This window comes from Amycolatopsis sp. NPDC051045 (assembly GCF_040682955.1).
Taxonomy (GTDB): domain Bacteria; phylum Actinomycetota; class Actinomycetes; order Mycobacteriales; family Pseudonocardiaceae; genus Amycolatopsis.
Genome location: NZ_JBFBCC010000003.1, coordinates 551284 through 570148, shown reverse-complemented (window position 1 = coordinate 570148; position 18865 = coordinate 551284). Strand labels below are relative to the sequence as shown.

Genomic DNA, 18865 nt, shown 5'->3' with positions numbered 1-18865 from the left:
CCCTTGCCGGGTGGTTCGCCAGCTGGCATCTTGACCCTCGAATCCTTGACCGTTTGACCAGCCTTGCCTCGGCGTGCCTCCTTGAGGATGCCTACTTGAGTGGGCACAATCAAGGAGACATGACAGCTCAGGCGATCGACTCCACCTGGTCAGCACCTGCTGGTGCTGGGCTGTTGCATGCCGCGGAGGCCGTGTCTGGTTTGCTCGGTGTACCCGGTCGGGTGTGCACCGTTCGATTCCAGGGCCAGGCGGTCACGGCCGTTGCCGAGCTCGACCGGTCGGCTCACGACGTACTTCACCGTGAACCGACTACGGACCTCTTGGCGTTGGAGCTGGTCTCAGGTAGCGCAGAGAACCTCGAATGGGCCCGACCTGTCACGATCCAGGCCATCGTCGTGGCCGGACTTGATCCTGTTCGCGCCGTACAACGGGCAGCTCGGTGGGCGTCCTATGCGTCTCGGGTCGCGATTGTTCCCGCTGATCGCATCACTGAGCACGCCATGGTCGAGGCGGCCCTGCGTGGTGTGTGGCTGGTCGCGGCCGGATGCCCGGTACAAATCGCCTCGGCAGGCGAGGTCGGACCGGCGCCGGGGTCCAGCAGAGGCCTGCTGCACCGCCTGCTGGACGAAGTGATCCTTGCTGAGCTGCGCAGCGACTCAGCTCCGGGAATTGTGTCCGTCTAGCCCGCGGCCTGCCAGTGCCGTAACGCCGGCGGCACCCTGAGAAAGACCGGCGACGTGTTCGCGGCCGCATGTTCCTCTTCGCCACGCCGGCACCAGGAGGACCAAGTCCTGACCCGGTCACCCCCTGCGGGCAGAGCGACAAGCTGGTGGCGGAGGTCGAGAACGCACGCAAGATTGTGCTGCCGCACCTCGTAGGTCGTTGCGATGGCAAGGCGATCGAGCCGAGCGCCGCGGCAGATTTGACAGTCACACCTCCACCGCGGGGCTGTCGGTGTGGCCATCACGGCGTCGTGGAGGAGGTCGAGGTAGTGCAAGGCAAGTCCTGCGGACCAGAGAGCTGATTCCTTACCGGGAGTACCCCCACCACCACCGGCTCGCTGGGGATACAGGTGTCGTAGTGCTGTCGTACCTCCGTATGCGGCGGCCAGCGCGCCATGAGCGAGTAGCCCAACCGCACTCGTGTCGCAGCGCAACGGAATGACCGGGATCCCGCTGCGGATCACGGCGAGTAGTCCCTGGAGTATGCGGTTCGCCCCGAAGGGATCGCCGGCATGCTCGATGATCACGGCGATCGGCACCGAGACCTGGGCGAGTTCGGTGAGCAGCAGCCGGAGGCCGGCGCCGTATAACCACCAATTGGCCAGAGCCAATGGTGCGATGGCTCCCGGGATCGCTGCCGAGTTCCGCAGAACCGTCTGAAGGCCATTCAGGTCCGTTGCCGCAACGTAGCCGGCGTCCGGCATGATCACCGGCAGTCCCAGGTCCCGCTGCCACGAAATCCAGTTGGAGTCGAATGGATGGGCCGCGGGCAACCGGTTCCGTCCCTTATAACGCTGACGGTCCGGCAACACCAACTGCTGGAAACCGCGCCCTCGAAGATAGCGGACGGCCATCTTCGCTTCCTTGTCCCCGGAAACGACGAGGCCACCACCGGGCACCCCTGCTACCGAGGCAAGCGGCTGTGCATCCGCCGGGTCTACTTGTGCCAGCAGTACATCCGTGATCGCGAAGACGCCGCGTGCCGTTGTCCGGGTTGCCGTCATCAAGCCTCCTCGAGGACCTGTAACTGACTACGGTACGGCAGCCCGGCAACACCCTCGGTGCGCGACACGCCGGACGAGTCGTGAAGCGAAGGAAGAATTGGGCACACCTGCCACTCGAACAACAATCTCCACATGAGCCACAGCGCGAGCGCCGCAGAGCGATCAAGAGACCGCTGCGAAACGGTGAACACCTCGTGAACCGGGACAGCGAGGTGGCTGGCTGCCTCGTGATCAACGAAGGTATCGCAGCTCGGCATGCTGGCAATGTCCGTGATTGACGAGGCGGGGCTTCTGCCTGTTGTGGTCTTACGATGCACGCAGGGACCGAGGACGCCACAACGCGCCAATTTTCATCCCGCTTCGCGTGGCTTTATCACGAACAGACTGTCCCTTATGGACACTCCTTGGTTATGGGTTCACGATCATAGTCGTGTGGTGTTCCGTCATGATCGCAGCGGCACCCCGCCCGGCAGCCCCAGCAGCCTCAGCGAGGACGCGGTTGACAGCGGATGTTCTTTACCGTGAATTGAGGCGTATGACCATGGCATCGGATCCTGGAATGTTGAAGCGATGAGGGTGACACGATTCATCTGATGCCGCAGCTGAGCCTGGGCGGATCACCGAATTGGGCCCTACCCGGACGCAGGCGATGTTCATCACCGTGATCCACACCTACGTGACCGACGATCGGCCGTTGTCGCCGGCCACGCTGCAGCGCATCGACGCCACCTGCACGCCGTGCCCAGCACCGCCGTCGGTCGGGACCCGCTGGCCTCGACCCGGCCATCGGCCCCGACGGAGACCGAGACTCGGCGCAGATCGGCGACCCGGCCAGCTCGGTGGTCTGACCCTCGTGGGGAGTCTCTATGTCGGCAAAGGATGTGTTCAAGCGGTGTGAGTGCCGGTGTCCGGCGACGGGGAGGCAACTGGGTGCGCGTTGTCGCCGATTGGCTGAACCGGAGCACGGGTCGTGGTGGTTCGCGGTCGAAGGCCCCCGAGCCGGGGACGGGTCTCGTACGCGGGTGCGTCGCGGCGGCGACACCTCGGAGAAGGCCGCGATGGCTGCCCGGGACCAGGTTGCGGCGGCCACCAAGGGCATCGGGCTGACGACCGGTGACTGGCTGGCGTACTGGATCCGCACCGTCCGGCTGCGTTCCAGTACGCGCCGGAACTACCGGCAGCACGTCGTCACCTACCTGACTCCCCAGCTGGGTGACCTGCCTTTGGTGACCCTCCACGTGAGCGACGTGCGGAAGGCGTTCACCGCGATCGCGGCCGGGAGCGGTTCCCGGTACGGGCGGCTGGCGCCGTCGACTGTGGCGCGGGTGCGTGCGACGTTGAGTTCCGCGCTGCGAGCTGCGGTGGAGGAAGGACTGCTGGCGCACAACCCTGCACGAGGCCCGGAGATCGACCTCCCGGAAGTGCTGGCGCCGCGGCCGTATGTGTGGACCGAGGAGCGGGTGGCGCGCTGGCGGACAACCGGATGGCGCCCAGGGCCGGTGTGCGTGTGGACGAGAGGGCAGACGATCGAGCTCCTCAAGAGCATTGCCGGGCACAAGCGCTATCTGTATTACCACCTCGTGGCGATCACCGGACTGCGCCGTGGCGAAGCGGCCGCTTTGCGCGAGGTCGACGTGGACCTGTGGCATCGCGAGCTGTTCGTCATCACCAGGCCGGACCCCGGAGGGCAGGTGGACGGTGACGGGAAGCTGAAGAGCCGATACAGCGCACGGACCATCGCTCTCGACCATGTCACCGTCGGCTTGGTGCGGCGCTACCTCACGGCACGAGCCGGGGTTCCCGCCGGACCAGGGGGAGAGCGGTACCTGTTCACCACCCCCACGGGGATGCCATGCCGACGTGATCTGTTCACCCACGAGTTCGAGGACCTGCTGGCCGAACGCACCCAGCTGCCGCCGATCCGGCTGCACGACCTCCGCCACGGCGCGGCCTCACTGTCCCTGGCTGCCGGCAATGATCTCAAAAGCATCCAGGACATGCTCGGACACGCCTCGATGTCCTTCACTGCCGACTACTACGTCTCGCTTTACCCCAGCACCCGCCACCAGGCCGCCGAGAAGATCGGCGCGTCCCTGTTCGCCACACCATCCGGCCGCGTGCACCGGACCCGGCTTCCCCTCCACTGCCGACGCGTGGCGGGCAATGCCACCCGGTGCCCACATGTGCCGACAGCTACCTCGAAAATCTGAACCCGCGGACCGCGAGTCCGCAGGTACGCGGCATCGCGCTGCCGCGTGGTGTGGGCTTGACCTGGGAATATGCTGCCAGGGTCGGCTCAGGAACCGACACCGATGTCTCCGAATGGGCTCCGTTGCTCACGTCGTGCTCAAAACGGCGTTATCAATCTGCTGCAAGCAACGGTCCGGGACTCACGATCAGACACGCAAACGTCACATCGGGGACGGGCGGGCCGGAACAGAAGGGCGGCGGCCATAGGTGTCCCGCAGAAGGTTGATTTCCCAGCGACAGCAACACAAAGAGCCGACACCGTCGAATCTCGGGTCCGTTCACCTTGGCGCGAGCCGACCCCTGGTACTAGCCAATTTCGTCACAACCGCCGATTGCCATGTCCACGCTGTGGCCACACAACCGGCCACACGTGACCCCGCGGACTTACCCGAAGATCACCAAGTTCCCTGTTTCCGCAGGTCAGACGCATGATCGTAGTGGGCCGCCTGGGGCTCGAACCCAGAACCTACGGATTAAAAGTCCGCAGCTCTACCAATTGAGCTAACGGCCCGCGCCATCAGTCTAGCCAGGCCTCCCTCGACGGGTCGCGACTGGTCCTCCGCGGTGAGCTGGCCGATAGCTTCTACGGCTGGATCCGTGCCGGGTTCGTGCCGCCGTACCTGCCCGAGGCCGCTCGGCAGAAGGCGCCGCCTTCGCAGCCTGATCCTCTTTGGACGAACGTGCGGGGCCGGCTGGGCCCCGCACGTCACGCCGTCAGCACTGCACGATGAGGCCCGTGTAGGCCGTGCACTTCTTCGACGCCTTGTCGTTGGCCGGGTCCGGGTCGGCTGGTGCGCTCGCCGCTCGCTGGGCCGTCGCTGTGAACGCGCCCCAGGCGAAGACGCCGCCCTCCGAGGTGAACTTCGCCGTGGCCGAAGCGCCCGGGGCCAGGGTGCCGATTGCGCAGGTCAGGGCCGCTCCCGAGCGGGTGCAGCCGGTCGTCGAGGCGATCGTGCGGCCCGCACCCGGGTTGGCTGTCACGCGGATGTCGGTCGCCGTGGCGGGGCCGGTGTTCGACACCTTGATCACGTACTCGACCCGGGCGACCAGGCCGGCGCGCGGGGTGGCGGTCAGCGCTACCTTGACGTCGGCCTTGTCCGGCACGGCGATCGTGACGACCGGGCCGTCTTCGACGCCGAACGCGTAGTTGTCGCCGGCGAACTGGTGCTGGAGCGTGAACTGGCCCGGCTCGACGTCGTCCTTGACGCGCAACGTGAACGTCACCGTCCGGCTCTCGCCCGCGCCCAGGTCGCCGACGCCGCCGCGGAAGCTGCTGAGGTACGGCGCGCACGGCGCGATCGTCCCGGCGCAGGAGACCAGGTCCACCACGTCGGCGATCGGCTTCTCCTTCACGTAGAGCGCCGCCTTCGCGCCCGTGACCGTGAAGTCCGTCGGGTTGATCAGCTGCTCCGTGACCGTGAACGTGACGCCCGCGCGCACGGTGGTCGCGCTGACGTCGATCGTGCTCGCGGGCGGGGTCGCGGCCGCGACGGCGGGTGCCGTGCACAGAACCGCGGTCGTCAGCGCAGCCAGCACAGCGGTTCTTCGTCCGGTTCGCTGCATCTTGGTGATCTCCTGGTTCCGAACCGAGGGGTGCCGCTCCGACCGGTGAAACTGGCGTGCGCAGCAGGGGTGACGAAGATCAGATCGGCGCACCCGGAGATTCGTTACCGGGTTCGCCAAACCGTGCCTGAACTGGGCTTTCACGGCAGTTGCCCGGTCACCGAGCACCCCGGCGAACCGAAATTGTCGGACCCCTGTGGCACGCTCCGCACATGACCGAACACACCATCCCGGTGGCGCCTCCGCCCCGCTTGACCGGCCCCCGAATCGACCCGGCACCGGTCGCGGACGAGCGCCAGGCTCTCACCGAGAGCCTCGACTACTACCGGCGCACTTTCGAGCTGAAGTGCGCCGGTCTGGACCCCGGCCAGCTGTCCGAACGCTCGGTACCACCATCGACGCTGACCCTGCATGGACTGCTACGGCACCTCACCGGCTGCGAACGCTGGTGGTTCCGGATCCAGTTCACGGGTGAGGACGTCCCGAACCTCTACTACTCCGACGACGACCCGGAGCAGGACTTCACGGATCTGGCCGGCGACGTCGACGAGGCGTTTTCGTTGTGGCACGCCGAATGTGCGCGCTCCCGCGAGATCGTCGCAGCCAGTTCGCTGGAGCAGACCGGCACCCGTCGCAGCACCGGCGAACCGTTCACCCTGCGCTGGCTGATGCTGCGCATGATCGGCGAGTACGCGCGCCACATCGGCCAAGCCGACCTGATCCGCGAGCGCATCGACGGCGCGACGGGCGAATGACGGCTCAGGCGGCTGCCGCCCGGCGGCGGAAGCGGAAGAGGAGGTCAGCCACGACCGGAACGACGATCCAGCACGCGTAGGCCCAGTGCGTGAAGAAGGCGACCGGGATCGAGACGGCGAAAGCGGCGATCATCGCGCCGATCCCGCGGTAGATCGCGCCGAAGAGCTCCGGCGGGGTGTCCGCGCGGTAGAGGTGGTTCCGCTGGATCTGCCAGGCCATGAGGAGGAACAGCGTAAGGGCGATGACCTGCACGAGGGCGTAGAAGACGAAGCGGAACTCGAACGCGCCGTCTTCGGCCATCACCTTCGTGGCGAAGGGCATGATCACCTGCGTCAGGAGCCAGCCGAAGGTGAGCCGGGCGAGCCCGCCGCCAAGCGTGGTGACGTAGTTGAACAGGCGGTGGTGGGCGCGCCAGTGACCGCCGATCACGATGAAGCTGATCAGGAAGGAGATGTATTCGGACTGGTGATGACCGAGTGACCGCAGCAGCTCGGCGCTGGTGGCGCCCTCCGGCAGCGGCAGCTCGAGCGCGAGCAGCGTGATCGCGATGGCGACGACGGCGTCCGAGAAGAAGGTCAGCCGCTCGGCGGCGATACCCCGGGGTTCGGAGCCGACGGTGTCTTCGGCGGACGGGGCGCTGGTCATGACCGATGAGCGTGCCAGACCCGGTTGCGCGGCCGCCGCCGAGGTCGGCCGCGTGCGATGCTGACGCCCATGACCGTCGACCCCGATTCCGGACTCCTGTCCCCGGTGCGGGCCGGTACGCCGGCCGAAGCGTCGACCGGAGACGAGGCCTGGTTGCGCGCGATGCTCGACGCCGAGGCGGCGCTCGCGAGGGCGCAGGCGCGGCTCGGGACGGTGCCGCCGGAGGCCGCGGACGCGATCACGGAGGCAGCGGGCCGCGTGCGGATCGACGTCGCCGAGCTGGCGCGTGGGTCGCGGGCGACCGCCAACCCGGTCGTCGGCCTGGTGAAGGCGCTGACGTCGGCCGTCGGCGAGATCGCGCCCGGGGCCGCCGAGTACGTGCACCGCGGCTCGACCAGCCAGGACATCTTCGACACGGCGATGATGCTGGTCGCCGACCGGACGCTGCGGCCGCTCGCCGCCGACCTCGATGCCACCGCGGAGGCGCTGGCCGGGCTGGCCCGGGCGCACCGGGACACGACCATGGCCGGGCGGACGCTGACGGCGCACGCGGTGCCCACGACGTTCGGGCTCAAGGCCGCGGGCTGGCGGCAGCTCGTGCTGGACGCGGCCGTCCGCATCCGGCGGGTGCTCGACGGTGGGCTGCCGGTCTCGCTCGGCGGAGCGGCCGGGACGCTGGCGGCGTACGTCGAGTACGCGCGCCTCGCCGGCGAGACAGACGCCGGCCGGGGCGCCGACGAGGGGCGGGAGGCCGGCCAGGGGCACGGGCGGGGCGGGGGCGGGGGCGGGGGCGGGGGCGGGGGCGGGGGTGATGCCAGCACGTCCGCCGCGGTCCTCGGCGGCTCGGGGAAGGCGCGCGACGCGGACGTCGGCGACTACGTGGCACGGCTGACCGCCGCGTTCGCCGACGAGACCGGCCTCGCCGCGCCGGTGCTGCCGTGGCATTCGCTGCGGACGCCCGTGGCCGACCTCGCCGGCGCCCTCGCCTTCACCGCCGGGGCGCTCGGGAAGCTGGCCGTCGACGTCGAGACGCTCAGCCGGACCGAGCTGGGCGAGGTCGTCGAACCGGCCGCCGATGGGCGGGGCGGTTCCTCGGCGATGCCGCACAAGCGGAACCCCGTCCTCGCCACCCTCATCCGCTCGGCCGCGCTGCAGGTGCCGGTGCTGGCCGCGGGCGTCGCGCAGTCGATGCTCGCCGAAGACGAGCGGTCGGCCGGGGTCTGGCACGCCGAATGGCAGCTGGTCCGCGAGTGTCTCCGGCTGACCGGCGGCGCCGCGCACACCGCCGCCGAGCTCGCGCGCGGGCTCACCGCGGAGCCCGGGCGGATGCGGGCGAACCTGGCGTCGACGCACGGGCTGATCGTCTCCGAACGGCTCTCCGCCGTGCTCGCGCCACTGCTCGGCAAGGCGAAGGCCAAGGAGCTGCTGGGCGAGGCGTCCCGGCGGGCCGTGCGGGACGACCGGCCGCTCCGGGACGTGCTGGACGAGCTGCCCGCCGTCACCGATGTGCTGACGCCGGCCGCGCTGGACGACCTGCTCGACCCCGCCGGCTACACCGGCGCCGCGGCCGCTCTGGTCGACCGGGCTCTCGGCGACGGCTCTGAGCCGAAGGACGCTTCGGAGTAGCCGAGGGGTCCACCGGCCGGCGAAGTCCGAACCCGGCGAAAATTCATTGAACCGTCTCCGCCGGGGGTCCGTGTAGTGGATATCAAGCAGCCGCACCGAGCGGCGGGAAATCCAACGGACACAAGGAGAACTTCCATGCTTCGCACGCGCATCGCCGTCTCCGTCGCCGCGGCGGCAGCCGGGCTGGCAGTGCTCACCGCTTGCTCGGGTGTCGAGACTGCGCAGCCGGTTGTCGCCCCCGCGGCGGCCGGTGGCACCGGAGGCGGCCAGGCCGCCAACGGCCAGGTGGGCAACGCCGCTCCGGCGTCCAACGAATCCAAACTGGTCGTCGCGGACGTCGCCGACGTCGGGCAAGTGCTCACCGACCAGAACGGCATGACCCTCTACCGGTTCGACAAGGACACCGCGAAGCCGCCGAAGTCCAACTGCGACGGTGACTGCGCCAAGACCTGGCCGCCGATGCTGGCCACCGGGGACGTGCAAGTCCAAGGGGTCGACAAGAACAACGTCGGGAAGGTGACGCGCTCCGACGGTACCGAGCAGATCACCGTCGGCGGGTGGGCGCTCTACCGCTACGCCAAGGACACCAAGCCCGGCGACGCGACCGGCCAGGGCGTCGGTGGCGCCTGGTACGCGTCGAACGCCAAGGGCGGGAAGGCCGGGCAGGCCGCGGCCGAATCCGGCACCGTCAAGCTCAGCGCCAGCAAGATCGACGGCCTCGGCGACGCGATCGTCGACCAGAACGGGATGACGCTCTACCTGTTCCAGAAGGACACCAAGAAGGCCAAGACCTCCGCCTGCAACGGTGACTGCGCCAAGACCTGGCCGGCCGTCCTCTCCAACGGCAAGGTCGAACTGCAGGGCATCGACTCGAAGCTGCTCGGCAGCATCAAGCGCCAGGACGGCAGCGAGCAGGTCACCATCGGTGGCTGGCCCGTCTACACCTTCGCGAAGGACACCAAGCCGGGCGACGCGAACGGCCAAGGCGTCAACGGCACCTGGTTCGTCATCGAGCCCGCCGGCTGCAAGGTCGGCAGCAACCCGAACACCGCCGCCAGCCAGCAGGCTCCGGCCGACAGCGGTGCGGGGACCAGCAACTCCTCCGGTGGCACCACCTACTGAACCACCCCGAACCTCCTAGTGGGCGAGGCCCGGCGGACGCTCTTCGTGAGTGACCTCCGGGCCTCGCCCCTTGTGGTCACGGCGCAGGAACGACCGGCGGCGCGGCTCGTCGGCCACCCCGTCGGTGCGGTCAGTGCGGTCGGTGCGGTGGTCGGTGCGGTCGACGACGTCGGTGCGCTGCTCGGCGACCGTCGGCTCGTCGGTCGTCTCGTCCTCGGGCAGCAGGATGGTGCGGCGGGCCGGCAGGACCGCGATCAGCAGACCGAGCGCGGCGACACCGAGGTGCAGCCACGTGTCGGCGCGCCCGAGGTCCATCGGGTTGCCGGCGTTGGCGAACGGGTTGGTCGAGATGAGCCCGTCGATCATCAGGCCCCACACGAACAGCAGGCCGTAGCCGATGAACAGCAGCCAGCCGAACGCCCGCGCGCGGCCCGAGCCGAACGCCAGCAGCAGGCCGACCACGCCGGTCACGACCCGGACCAGGCTCATGAGCGGGTTGCCGGAGAACCGCCAGAACCCGGCGTCGTGGTGCCCGGCGAAGTTGCCGAAGCCGGTCCTGGTGAATCCGATGATGCCGACGACGAGGAACGCGATCCCGGCCAGTCCGGCCAGCACCTGCGCCGGCTGCAGGCCTCGGACCCGGATGCGTGCGCGTTTCGCGTGAACCATGACTCCAGTCCTTCCCAGCGGGTGGTGACGATCGTCACCGCCCTCAGGTACCCCGCGACCACGGTGAGCGAAACGATCCTGCTTGCCCGCAGAGCCCCCGCCTGTTCCCGGATCCGGCCCCTTCCGAGAGCTATCCCACAAACCGGTCCCTTCCGGCGAACAGCGCACGGCCTTCCCGGCAATCCGGATCATGCGCAAGTTGAGCGGCATCTTCCTGGTGGGGCTGTGCCTGGGGGCGATCGGCGCGGTGGCGGTGACGGCGAGTCACGGCACTTCCGCGCCCGAGCCGATCACGGTCGCCGAAGCCGCGACGATGAAGACGGATTCGCCGAGCACGGCTCCGAGCACGACACCCACTCCGACGCCGCCTCCGGAGACGGCGCCGGCGAGCGACCCGGGCAAGGCCCCGGAGAAGAAGCCCGCGGTGGACGCCGCCGGACTGGACCGGCTGGTGCGCGGCGGCAACGTCAGCGCCGTCGTATTCGACCGGCAGGGCGGCGCGGCGACCGTCTCCGTCCACGCGGACCGCGGCTACACCTCCGCTTCGATCGTGAAGCTGCTCATCGCCCTTCAGGTCCTCGAGCGGAACGGTCCCGCGGCCGACGTGCAGCGAATGCTGGCCCGCAGCGACGACGAGCTCGCGAGCCGGTTCTGGATGTCCTACGGCGGAACGTCGATCGTCACGCGCTGGGCCGCGAAGCTCGGCCTCACCGGCACCCGCGCACCCACGGATCCCGGCCGCTGGGGCGACACGCGCATCACCGCGTCGGACGTCGTGCGCATCTACCAGTACCTGCTCGACCACAAGTCGAGCACGATCATGAAGGCGCTGCGGGACGCAACCGAGCGGGGGTCCGACGGGTTCCGGCAGTACTTCGGCATCCCGGACGCCGCCGCCGGGCGCCCGTGGGCGGTGAAGCAGGGCTGGTCGTGCTGCGGGCCGACACGGATGCTGCACACCTCGGGCGTGCTCGGCGAGGACAGCCGCTACATCGTGGTGGTGCTGACCGAGCACCCCGCCAAGGTCGACTACGCCACCGCGTCGAAGCGGGTCACGGACATCGTCTCGACGCTGCTCGGCTGAGCGGGCCTACTGGTCGGTGTCGGCCAGGGCGCCCTGCGCGCCGGAGCGCGGCAGCGGCCACGGCAGCACGCCGCCGGTGGTCTCCGTCGGCCGTCCGGCCGGTGACGTTCCCGTCGTGTGGGCGCCGATCCACGCCAGAACGTCCGGGAGCTGGGACTTGAACGTGTTCATGTTGTGCCCCGCGTCCTTGATCCGCCACGACGAGAACTGGACCGGCGGCCGGGCCGCCGCGCGGATCTGGTCGATGGCGAAGCTCTCGTAGCTTTCCTTCTCCCCCGAGATCGCCAGGATTTCCACCGGTGACGGGTGCAGGCGCACGTTGAGCCGGACGTTGTTGGCGTCGTTGATGTCCTGGCGGCCGTGGAACAGGTCCTTGGTCTCCGCGTCGATCTGGGCCTTGTCGTAGCCGCTGACGCTGACCGCCTGGCCGTACCACTGGGGGTGGCGGGTCACCAGGTTCATCGCGCAGTACCCGCCGGACGACCAGCCGGCGATCGTCCACGCCCGCCGGTTCGCCGCGACGCCGAGCTTCTGCAGCGCCCAGTCGCGCAGGTCCGCCGTCAGGTACGTGTCGTTCGCGGTGCCGTCCACCTCGTCGATGCATTCCGTGTCGTGGCCGACCTTCGGGACACCGATCGCGTCCGGGACGATCACCACGGTCGGCGGCAGGACGTGCTTGGCGATCGCCGCGTCGAGCTGCTCCGGCAGGTGGTAGCCACCGGTCACGACTTCGGGGCCGGAGGGGTAGTTCGGGATCCACTCGATCGCCGGGAACCGCAAGTCCTTGAACGCCGCGTCGAAGTACTGCGGCGGCAGGTACACCGTGACGTCGCGGGTGATCTTGGTGCGCCGCCCGGCCACCTTCATGTGGACGACGGTGCCCTTGCCTTCGCGGGCGTGCGCCACCCCGGTGTCGCGCAGCTTTTCGAGGTCCTCGCCGTTCTGCGCCGCTTCGGCGTCGGTCCCCTGCGCCGAATAGACGCCGGTGCCGAGCAGCGATCCGACCGTCGGGAAGAACCCGCCGATCATGTTGCCCGCCATGCCGGTGCTGAGCACCAGGAGGACGACGGCGAGCAGGATCGTGGCGCTGCGCCAGAGCCGCTTGCGCTTCCACCGGTCCCAGCACCACGGGACGGCGATGATCGCGAGCAGCGTCAGCACGACCACCACGATCATGTTGACCGGCGAATCGAGCCGGATGCTGCTCAGGTGCATGACAACGGTCCTTCCAGGCGGGCAGAAATGCGCGCCCGGATCGCGGGACTCGCGTACATATCACGTTTGAGCCCCCTCGCACGTTGCGACCCTGTGAGGTCTGTCATAGAGCCGCAACGTGCGGCGCACTCAGCGTCTTCTCAGTTATTTCGCGAGTGCGCGCGACAGCACCGTGACGGCCTGGGTGATCGCAGCCTCGGCCGCGTGGGTCTCGCGGAGCGCGTTGACCATCACGAAGTCGTGGATGATCCCCTGGTAGCGCACGGCGGTGACGGGCACACCGGCCTGACGCAGCTTCGCCGCGTATGCCTCACCTTCGTCGCGGAGCACGTCGGCTTCGCCGGTGATCACCAGGGCCGGCGGCAGCCCGGCGAGCTCGTCGAGGGACGCGCGCAGCGGCGACGCCGTGATTTCCGCGCGCTGGGCGGGATCCGTCGTGTACTGGTCCCAGAACCACTGCATGCCTTCGCGGCCGAGGAAGTAGCCCTCGGCGAACTTCACGTACGACTCGGTGTCGAAGTTGGCGTCGGTGACCGGGTAGAACAGCACCTGCTGCCGGAAGGTGACGTCGCCGCGCTGCTTGGCCAGCAGGGTCAGCGCCGCGGTCATGTTCCCGCCGACGGAGTCGCCGGCGATCGCGATGCGCGAGGTGTCGAGGCCCTTCTCGGCGCCATGCTGGGCGACCCACTTCGCCACGGCGTAGTTCTCCTCGATGGCGACCGGGTAGCGCGCCTCGGGCGAACGGCTGTACTCGGGGAAGACGACGGCGGCGCCGACGCCGGCGGCCAGTTCGCGGACCAGCCGCTCGTGGGTGTGGAAGTCGCCGAACACCCAGCCGGCGCCGTGGATGTAGACGATCACCGGCAGCGGGCCCTCGATCCCGGCCGGGCGGACGATCCGCGTCTCGACGTCGCCGTTCGGGCCGCCCGGAACGTCGAGCACCTCGATCTCGGCGGCGGCCATGGCGATTTCGCCGTCCTGGACGCCGTCGACGGCCTTGCGACCTTCCTCCGGCGGCAGCTGGAACAGGTACGGCGGCTGGTCGGTGACCTCCGCGAACGCCTGCGCGGCCGGTTCGAGGGCCAGGTTGTGCGGGTTGGCGGTCATGTCGTCCTCCTGGGGTGCAACGAGCTGATGTCATGAACATAGCTCTCAACTTAGTTGTGCACAACTAAGTTGACCTCGATGAGATACAGGGCACTTAAGTTGCCGTCCAGCACGATGTCGAGGACCATGAAGAGTCACGAGAGAGGAGTCGCCATGGCATCGCTGCGGCTGGAGGACCAGCTCTGCTTCGGGCTGTACGCGGCGTCGCGCGCGGTGACGTCCCTGTACCGGGTCGTCCTGGACGACCTCGATCTGACCTACCCCCAGTACCTGGTCATGCTGGCGCTCTGGGACAAGGACCATCGCCTGGTCAAGGAGCTCGGCGCCGAGCTGAACCTCGACTCGGGCACGCTCTCACCGCTGCTCAAGCGGCTGCAGACCGCGGGCCTGGTGGTCCGCAACCGGCAGGCCGACGACGAGCGCTCGGTCCGCGTCAGCCTGAGCGAGACCGGGAAGGCGCTGCGCGAGAAGGCGCAAGGCATCCCCGACGTGATCGGCGCGGCGATGAGCCTGGACGAAGCCGGCGTGGCCCGGATGCGCGCCGAACTGGACCGGTTGACGGAGTCGGTGAACGCCTATCGGGAGGCGTTGTCGCCGGCGTGATCGTTCCCGTGGCAGCATGGCCGCGAAGGGGATGATCATGATCAACCACGACGACGCGCTGAAGGCCGTCGCCGGCAGCCTCGACCGGCCGTCGGCGGCCCGGATCTACGACTACTTCATCGGCGGGAACACCCACTACGCGATCGATCGCGACTTCGCCGAGAAGGTGCGGGCCCGGCTGCCGCTCATGGGTGACTACTGCCTGACGAGCCGGCAGTTCCTCGGCCGCGCGGTCCGCGAGTGCGTGCGCGCCGGGCTGCGGCAGTTCGTCGACATCGGCTCCGGCCTGCCGACCGCGGGCAACGTGCACGAGGTCGCAGATGACACTAGTCCGCGGCTGGACACGCGGGTGCTCTACATCGACAACGAGCCCATCGCGCTCGCCCACTCGACGCTGCTGCTCGCCGACACCGCCGACCCGGAGCGCCACCACGCCATCGCCGCGGACTTCCTGCAGCCGGACGATCTCTGGGAGCGCGTGAAGGCCTCGGACATCATCGACGTGCGCGAGCCGGTCGCCCTGGTGATCAACGCGGTGATGCACTTCGTCAAGGACGAGGAGAACCCCGACGCGCTGCTCGCCTTCTACCGCGAGCGGCTGGCCCCCGGCTCGCTGCTGGTGCTGTCGCAGATGACCAACGAGAACCCGGCGAACGAGGACGAGCGGCAGGCGCTGCTCGATCTGCTCGAATACTACGAGACCACGACGAATCCGGGTTTCCTGCGGCCGATGGCCGAGTTCGAACGCTTCTTCGGCGGCTGGCCGATGCTGGAACCGGGCCTCGTCTACGCCCCGGCGTGGCACCCGGACGAGCACACCGTGTTCGCCGGTTCGCCGTCCGAGTCGCGGGTGATCGGCGGCGTCGCGCGCAAGCCTTAAGACGCTTCGCGCAAGCCTTCCAACACGTCGAGGACCGCCCCTTTGCCCAGGTCGACGGCCTGGCGCAGCACCTCGGGGTCACGCTCCAGCACCACCACGTCCGGCGCGCCGACCGGCGGGCGGATGCTCAGGATGCGCGGGTCGGCCGCCAGGACGTCCTCGTCCTCGACGTCCCGCCGGTAGGTGTCCTGCCAGGCCGGGATCGCGCCCGGCGCCTGGCGGCGCAGGAACCGCGGCACGACGACGTCGTGCACCCGCGGCGGCCGCACCGGCAGCTCGTCGGCGCGGCGGGTGCGCAGCACGAGGACGTCGGTCGCGCCCTGAGCCAACGCGGTCCGGTACGGGATCGGCTCGGCCACGCCGGCGTCGACGAACCGGCGGCCCGCCATGGGGATCGGCGGCCCCGCCAGCACCGGCATGCACGACGACGCGGCGAGCGCGACCTTGACCGCGTCGACGTCGGCCAGGAACGGGTGCAGGTCGGTGGACTCGCCGGTGTCGGCGTCCGTGGCCAGCGGGTGGAAGGTGACCGGGTTGGCCAGGATCGCCGGGAAGTCCATCGGCTCGAGCACCGAGTAGACCTGGTGGACGAGGTATTCGAGGTCGATCACCGCGCGGCCGCGCAGGGTGTGCAGCGGGTTGATGATCCGGCGCATGACGACCGGGTTCCACCAGGTGCGGACGCCGGTCGACGACCGGCCGCAGAGCAGCCAGGCGCCGTTCAGCGCTCCGGCCGACGAGCCGTAGACGGCGTCGAACGCCGGCGTCACGCCGAGTTCGTCCAGCGCCAGGACCATGCCGCTGGAGTAGGTGCCGCGGCTGCTGCCGCCCTCGACGGCGAGCGCGAGGCGCCGGCCGTCGGTGCGTTCTCCCGGGACGCTGCCCGCCGCCATCCGTTCGGAGATCAGTTCGAGTACCGGGTGCACGCCTCCATCCTGGTCTTTCCGCTCGATTAGTCGACCCGTTTTGTGAAGGACGCATCCCACTGAGGGGTGGAGTGATGCGCGCCTCGTTGCACTGCACCTAGTTGCATATGCATGCTGTGGCCCATGGCCCTGGAGCACGCGATCCTCGTCTCGCTGTCCGAGCGCGCCGGTTCGGGCTACGAGCTCACGCGCCGCTTCGAGAAGTCGATCGGGCTCTTCTGGAGCGCCACCCACCAGCAGATCTACCGCGTGCTGAAGCGGATGGAAGAGGCCGGCTGGGTGGCCGTCGACGTCGTCGCGCAGTCGGGACGGCCGGACAAGAAGGTCTACACCGTCAGCGAAGGCGGCCACGCCGAGCTGGTCCGCTGGCTGGCCGAGCCCGACCCGGGCGCCGGGCCGGTCGAGCTGGCCGTGAAGATCCGCGGCGCCACCTTCGGCGACCCTTCGAAGGTCGCCGAGGAGATCGTCCGGCACCGGTCGGCCCACGCTGAACGCCTCGACGTCTACCGCCAGATCGAGAAGCGCGACTTCCCCGCGCCGGCGGCACTGCACGGCCGGCAGCTGCACCAGTACCTGGTCCTGCGCGGCGGCATCCGCGTCGAAGAGGGTCAGGTCGAGTGGTTCGACGAAGTACTCGCCGCCCTCCACCACCCCAAGGACGCCCGATGAGCCCGTACCCGCACCTGCTCGCCCCGCTCGACCTCGGCTTCACGACGTTGCGCAACCGCGTCCTGATGGGCTCGATGCACACCGGTCTCGAAGACAAGGCTTCGCACTTCCCCGAGCTCGCCGAGTACTACGCCGAACGCGCCCGTGGCGGCGTCGGGCTCATCGTCACCGGCGGGTTCGCCCCGAACCGCACCGGCTGGCTGCTGCCGCTCGCCTCCAAGCTGACGACGTCCGCCGAAGCGAAGGAGCACCGGCAGCTCACCGCACCGGTCCACGAGGCCGGCGGCAAGATCGCGCTGCAGGTCCTGCACGCCGGGCGGTACGCCTACCACCCGCTGAGCGTGTCCGCGTCGAGCATCAAGGCGCCGATCAACCCGTTCCGGCCGCGCGCGCTGACCGGTTACGGCGTCCGTCAGCAGATCCGCGCCTTCGCCGAGTGTGCCGCTCTCGCGCGCGAAGCGGGCTACGACGGCGTCGAGATCATGGGCTCCGAGGGCTACCTGATCAACCAGTTCCTGGCCGAGCGCACCAACAAGCGCACCGACGCCTGGGGCGGCACGCCGGAGAAGCGGCGCCGGTTCGCCGTCGAAATCGTGAAGCGAACGCGGGAAAAGACCGGCGACGACTTCATCATCATCTACCGGCTTTCGCTGCTGGACCTCGTCCCCGGCGGCCAGCGCTGGGAGGACGTCGTCGCGCTCGCCCAGGAGGTCGAAGCCGCCGGCGCCACGATCATCAACACCGGCATCGGCTGGCACGAAGCCCGCGTGCCGACGATCGTGACGTCGGTGCCGCGCGCCGCGTTCACCTGGGTGACCGGGAAGCTCAAGCCGCACGTCGGGATCCCGGTGGTGACGTCGAACCGGATCAACATGCCGCAGGTCGCCGAGGAGGCGTTGAGCAGCGGAAACGCGGATCTGGTGTCGATGGCCCGGCCGTTCCTCGCCGATCCCGAGTGGATCCGCAAGGCCGAGAGCGGCCGCGAGGACGAGATCAACACCTGCATCGCCTGCAACCAGGCCTGCCTGGACCACGCCTTCAAGCGGAAACTCGTGTCCTGCATGGTCAACCCGCGCGCCGGCCACGAGACGACCTTGACGCTCGCGCCGACGCGCAGGTCGAAGCACGTCGCTGTCGTCGGGGCCGGGCCCGCGGGGCTGGCGGCGGCGACGGCGCTGGCCGAACGCGGGCACCGCGTCGAGCTGTTCGAAGCCGACGACGAGATCGGCGGCCAGTTCGGCATCGCGCGGAAGATCCCCGGCAAGGAAGAGTTCGCCGAGACCATCCGCTACTACCAGCGGCGTCTGGAAGTCACCGGGGTGAAGCTGCACCTCGGAACCCGTGTGCGGGCAACGGACCTGACCGGCTTCGACGAGGTCGTGCTGGCCACCGGCGTCGCGCCGCGCGTGCCGTCTCTGCCCGGGATCGACCACCCGAAGGTGCTGTCCTACGTCGACGTCGTGAAGCACGGCAAGCCGGTCGGCGAGCGGGTCGCGGTCATCGGAGCCGGCGGCATCGGCGTCGACGTCAGCGAGTTCCTCACGCACACCGGGTCCCCGGCGCTCGACCTCGGCGCGTGGATGGCCGAATGGGGTGTCACCGACCCGGAACAGGCGGCGGGCGGGCTCGCCGAGCCGAAGCCCGCGCCGTCGCCGCGGCAGGTTTTCCTGTTGCAGCGCAAGAAGTCCGGCATCGGCTCCGGGCTCGGCAAGACCTCGGGCTGGGTGCACCGCGCCGCGCTGAAGGCCAAGCGCGTCGAGCAGCTCCCCGGCGTCACCTACGAGCGGATCGACGACGCCGGCCTGCACATCACCGTCGACGGCGTGCCTCGGCTCCTGGACGTCGACACCGTCGTCGTCTGCGCCGGCCAGGAACCCGTCCGGGACCTCGCCGACGACCTGCGGGCGGCGGGGCCGCCGGTGCACCTGATCGGCGGCGCCGACGTCGCCGCGGAACTCGACGCGAAACGCGCCATCGACCAGGGCACGCGGCTCGCCGCCGCGCTGTAGCCACAGATGCGTCCG

General features: G+C 69.3%; 17 protein-coding genes and 1 tRNA gene. 10 read left to right on the top strand and 8 right to left on the bottom strand.

What is annotated here, in order from left to right; all coding sequences use genetic code 11:
- Window positions 1-119 precede the first annotated feature (119 nt).
- Window positions 120-683, top strand: coding sequence for a hypothetical protein (locus tag AB0M80_RS10540; RefSeq protein WP_364561772.1), 564 nt, complete (start codon window positions 120-122; stop codon window positions 681-683).
- Here AB0M80_RS10540 and AB0M80_RS10535 read toward each other — a convergent pair.
- A complete protein-coding gene (locus tag AB0M80_RS10535) occupies window positions 680-1726 on the bottom strand; it encodes a hypothetical protein (protein ID WP_364561769.1) in 1047 nt (348 codons plus the stop codon). The two genes, AB0M80_RS10540 and AB0M80_RS10535, sit on opposite strands and share 4 nt — an antisense overlap.
- 1058 nt (window positions 1727-2784) lie before the next feature.
- Here AB0M80_RS10535 and AB0M80_RS10530 point away from each other — a divergent pair.
- Window positions 2785-3936, top strand: coding sequence for a site-specific integrase (locus AB0M80_RS10530; protein WP_364561768.1), 1152 nt, complete (start codon window positions 2785-2787; stop codon window positions 3934-3936).
- 478 nt (window positions 3937-4414) lie between these two features.
- Here the strand turns inward: AB0M80_RS10530 and AB0M80_RS10525 are convergent.
- Window positions 4415-4487, bottom strand: a tRNA-Lys gene (locus AB0M80_RS10525).
- A gap of 203 nt (window positions 4488-4690) precedes the next feature.
- Window positions 4691-5512 (bottom strand): hypothetical protein, encoded by an 822-nt coding sequence (locus AB0M80_RS10520; RefSeq protein ID WP_364561766.1) that lies wholly within the window; start codon window positions 5510-5512, stop codon window positions 4691-4693.
- Between the two features lie 239 nt (window positions 5513-5751).
- Between AB0M80_RS10520 and AB0M80_RS10515 the strand changes: the two genes are divergently transcribed.
- Window positions 5752-6294: a DinB family protein gene (locus AB0M80_RS10515; RefSeq protein ID WP_364561764.1), complete on the top strand. Its 543-nt coding sequence runs from the start codon at window positions 5752-5754 to the stop codon at window positions 6292-6294.
- A gap of 4 nt (window positions 6295-6298) precedes the next feature.
- On the opposite strand, the gene AB0M80_RS10510 is transcribed toward AB0M80_RS10515, so the two are convergent.
- Window positions 6299-6940 carry a TMEM175 family protein gene (locus tag AB0M80_RS10510; protein WP_364561762.1) on the bottom strand — a complete coding sequence of 214 codons (642 nt, stop codon included), beginning with the start codon at window positions 6938-6940 and terminating at the stop codon, window positions 6299-6301.
- A 69-nt stretch (window positions 6941-7009) separates the two neighbouring features.
- On the opposite strand from AB0M80_RS10510, the gene AB0M80_RS10505 reads away from it, so the two are divergent.
- Both AB0M80_RS10505 and AB0M80_RS10500 read left to right on the top strand, forming a co-directional pair.
- Window positions 7010-8566 carry an adenylosuccinate lyase family protein gene (locus tag AB0M80_RS10505; RefSeq protein ID WP_364561760.1) on the top strand — a complete coding sequence of 519 codons (1557 nt, stop codon included), beginning with the start codon at window positions 7010-7012 and terminating at the stop codon, window positions 8564-8566.
- A gap of 135 nt (window positions 8567-8701) precedes the next feature.
- Window positions 8702-9688, top strand: a complete 987-nt coding sequence (locus tag AB0M80_RS10500; RefSeq protein ID WP_364561757.1) for an SCO0930 family lipoprotein — start codon at window positions 8702-8704, stop codon at window positions 9686-9688.
- A 15-nt stretch (window positions 9689-9703) separates the two neighbouring features.
- Here AB0M80_RS10500 and AB0M80_RS10495 read toward each other — a convergent pair whose 3' ends face one another.
- A complete protein-coding gene (locus AB0M80_RS10495) occupies window positions 9704-10357 on the bottom strand; it encodes a DUF4383 domain-containing protein (RefSeq protein ID WP_364561755.1) in 654 nt (217 codons plus the stop codon).
- A 190-nt stretch (window positions 10358-10547) separates the two neighbouring features.
- Between AB0M80_RS10495 and AB0M80_RS10490 the strand changes: the two genes are divergently transcribed.
- On the top strand, window positions 10548-11441 hold the full coding sequence (locus AB0M80_RS10490) for a serine hydrolase (protein ID WP_364561752.1): 894 nt from the start codon (window positions 10548-10550) through the stop codon (window positions 11439-11441).
- A 6-nt stretch (window positions 11442-11447) separates the two neighbouring features.
- Here the strand turns inward: AB0M80_RS10490 and AB0M80_RS10485 are convergent, their stop codons facing one another.
- Entirely contained in the window at window positions 11448-12656 is a 1209-nt protein-coding gene (locus AB0M80_RS10485; protein WP_364561749.1) for an alpha/beta hydrolase-fold protein, read from the bottom strand.
- 144 nt (window positions 12657-12800) lie between these two features.
- A complete protein-coding gene (locus AB0M80_RS10480; protein ID WP_364561747.1) occupies window positions 12801-13763 on the bottom strand; it encodes an alpha/beta hydrolase in 963 nt (320 codons plus the stop codon).
- Window positions 13764-13916: 153 nt separating this feature from the next.
- Between AB0M80_RS10480 and AB0M80_RS10475 the strand changes: the two genes are divergently transcribed.
- Both AB0M80_RS10475 and AB0M80_RS10470 read left to right on the top strand, forming a co-directional pair.
- Window positions 13917-14366 (top strand): MarR family transcriptional regulator, encoded by a 450-nt coding sequence (locus AB0M80_RS10475; protein ID WP_364561745.1) that lies wholly within the window; start codon window positions 13917-13919, stop codon window positions 14364-14366.
- 37 nt (window positions 14367-14403) lie between these two features.
- Window positions 14404-15246, top strand: a complete 843-nt coding sequence (locus AB0M80_RS10470; protein ID WP_364562054.1) for an SAM-dependent methyltransferase — start codon at window positions 14404-14406, stop codon at window positions 15244-15246.
- Here the strand turns inward: AB0M80_RS10470 and AB0M80_RS10465 are convergent.
- Window positions 15243-16172, bottom strand: coding sequence for a patatin family protein (locus tag AB0M80_RS10465; RefSeq protein ID WP_364561742.1), 930 nt, complete (start codon window positions 16170-16172; stop codon window positions 15243-15245). The genes AB0M80_RS10470 and AB0M80_RS10465 overlap by 4 nt on opposite strands.
- Window positions 16173-16295: 123 nt before the next feature.
- Between AB0M80_RS10465 and AB0M80_RS10460 the strand changes: the two genes are divergently transcribed.
- Window positions 16296-16841, top strand: coding sequence for a PadR family transcriptional regulator (locus AB0M80_RS10460; protein ID WP_364561739.1), 546 nt, complete (start codon window positions 16296-16298; stop codon window positions 16839-16841).
- A complete protein-coding gene (locus tag AB0M80_RS10455; RefSeq protein WP_364561737.1) occupies window positions 16838-18850 on the top strand; it encodes an NADPH-dependent 2,4-dienoyl-CoA reductase in 2013 nt (670 codons plus the stop codon). Before AB0M80_RS10460 ends, AB0M80_RS10455 begins: the two co-directional genes overlap by 4 nt.
- The last annotated feature ends 15 nt before the right edge of the window (window positions 18851-18865 follow it).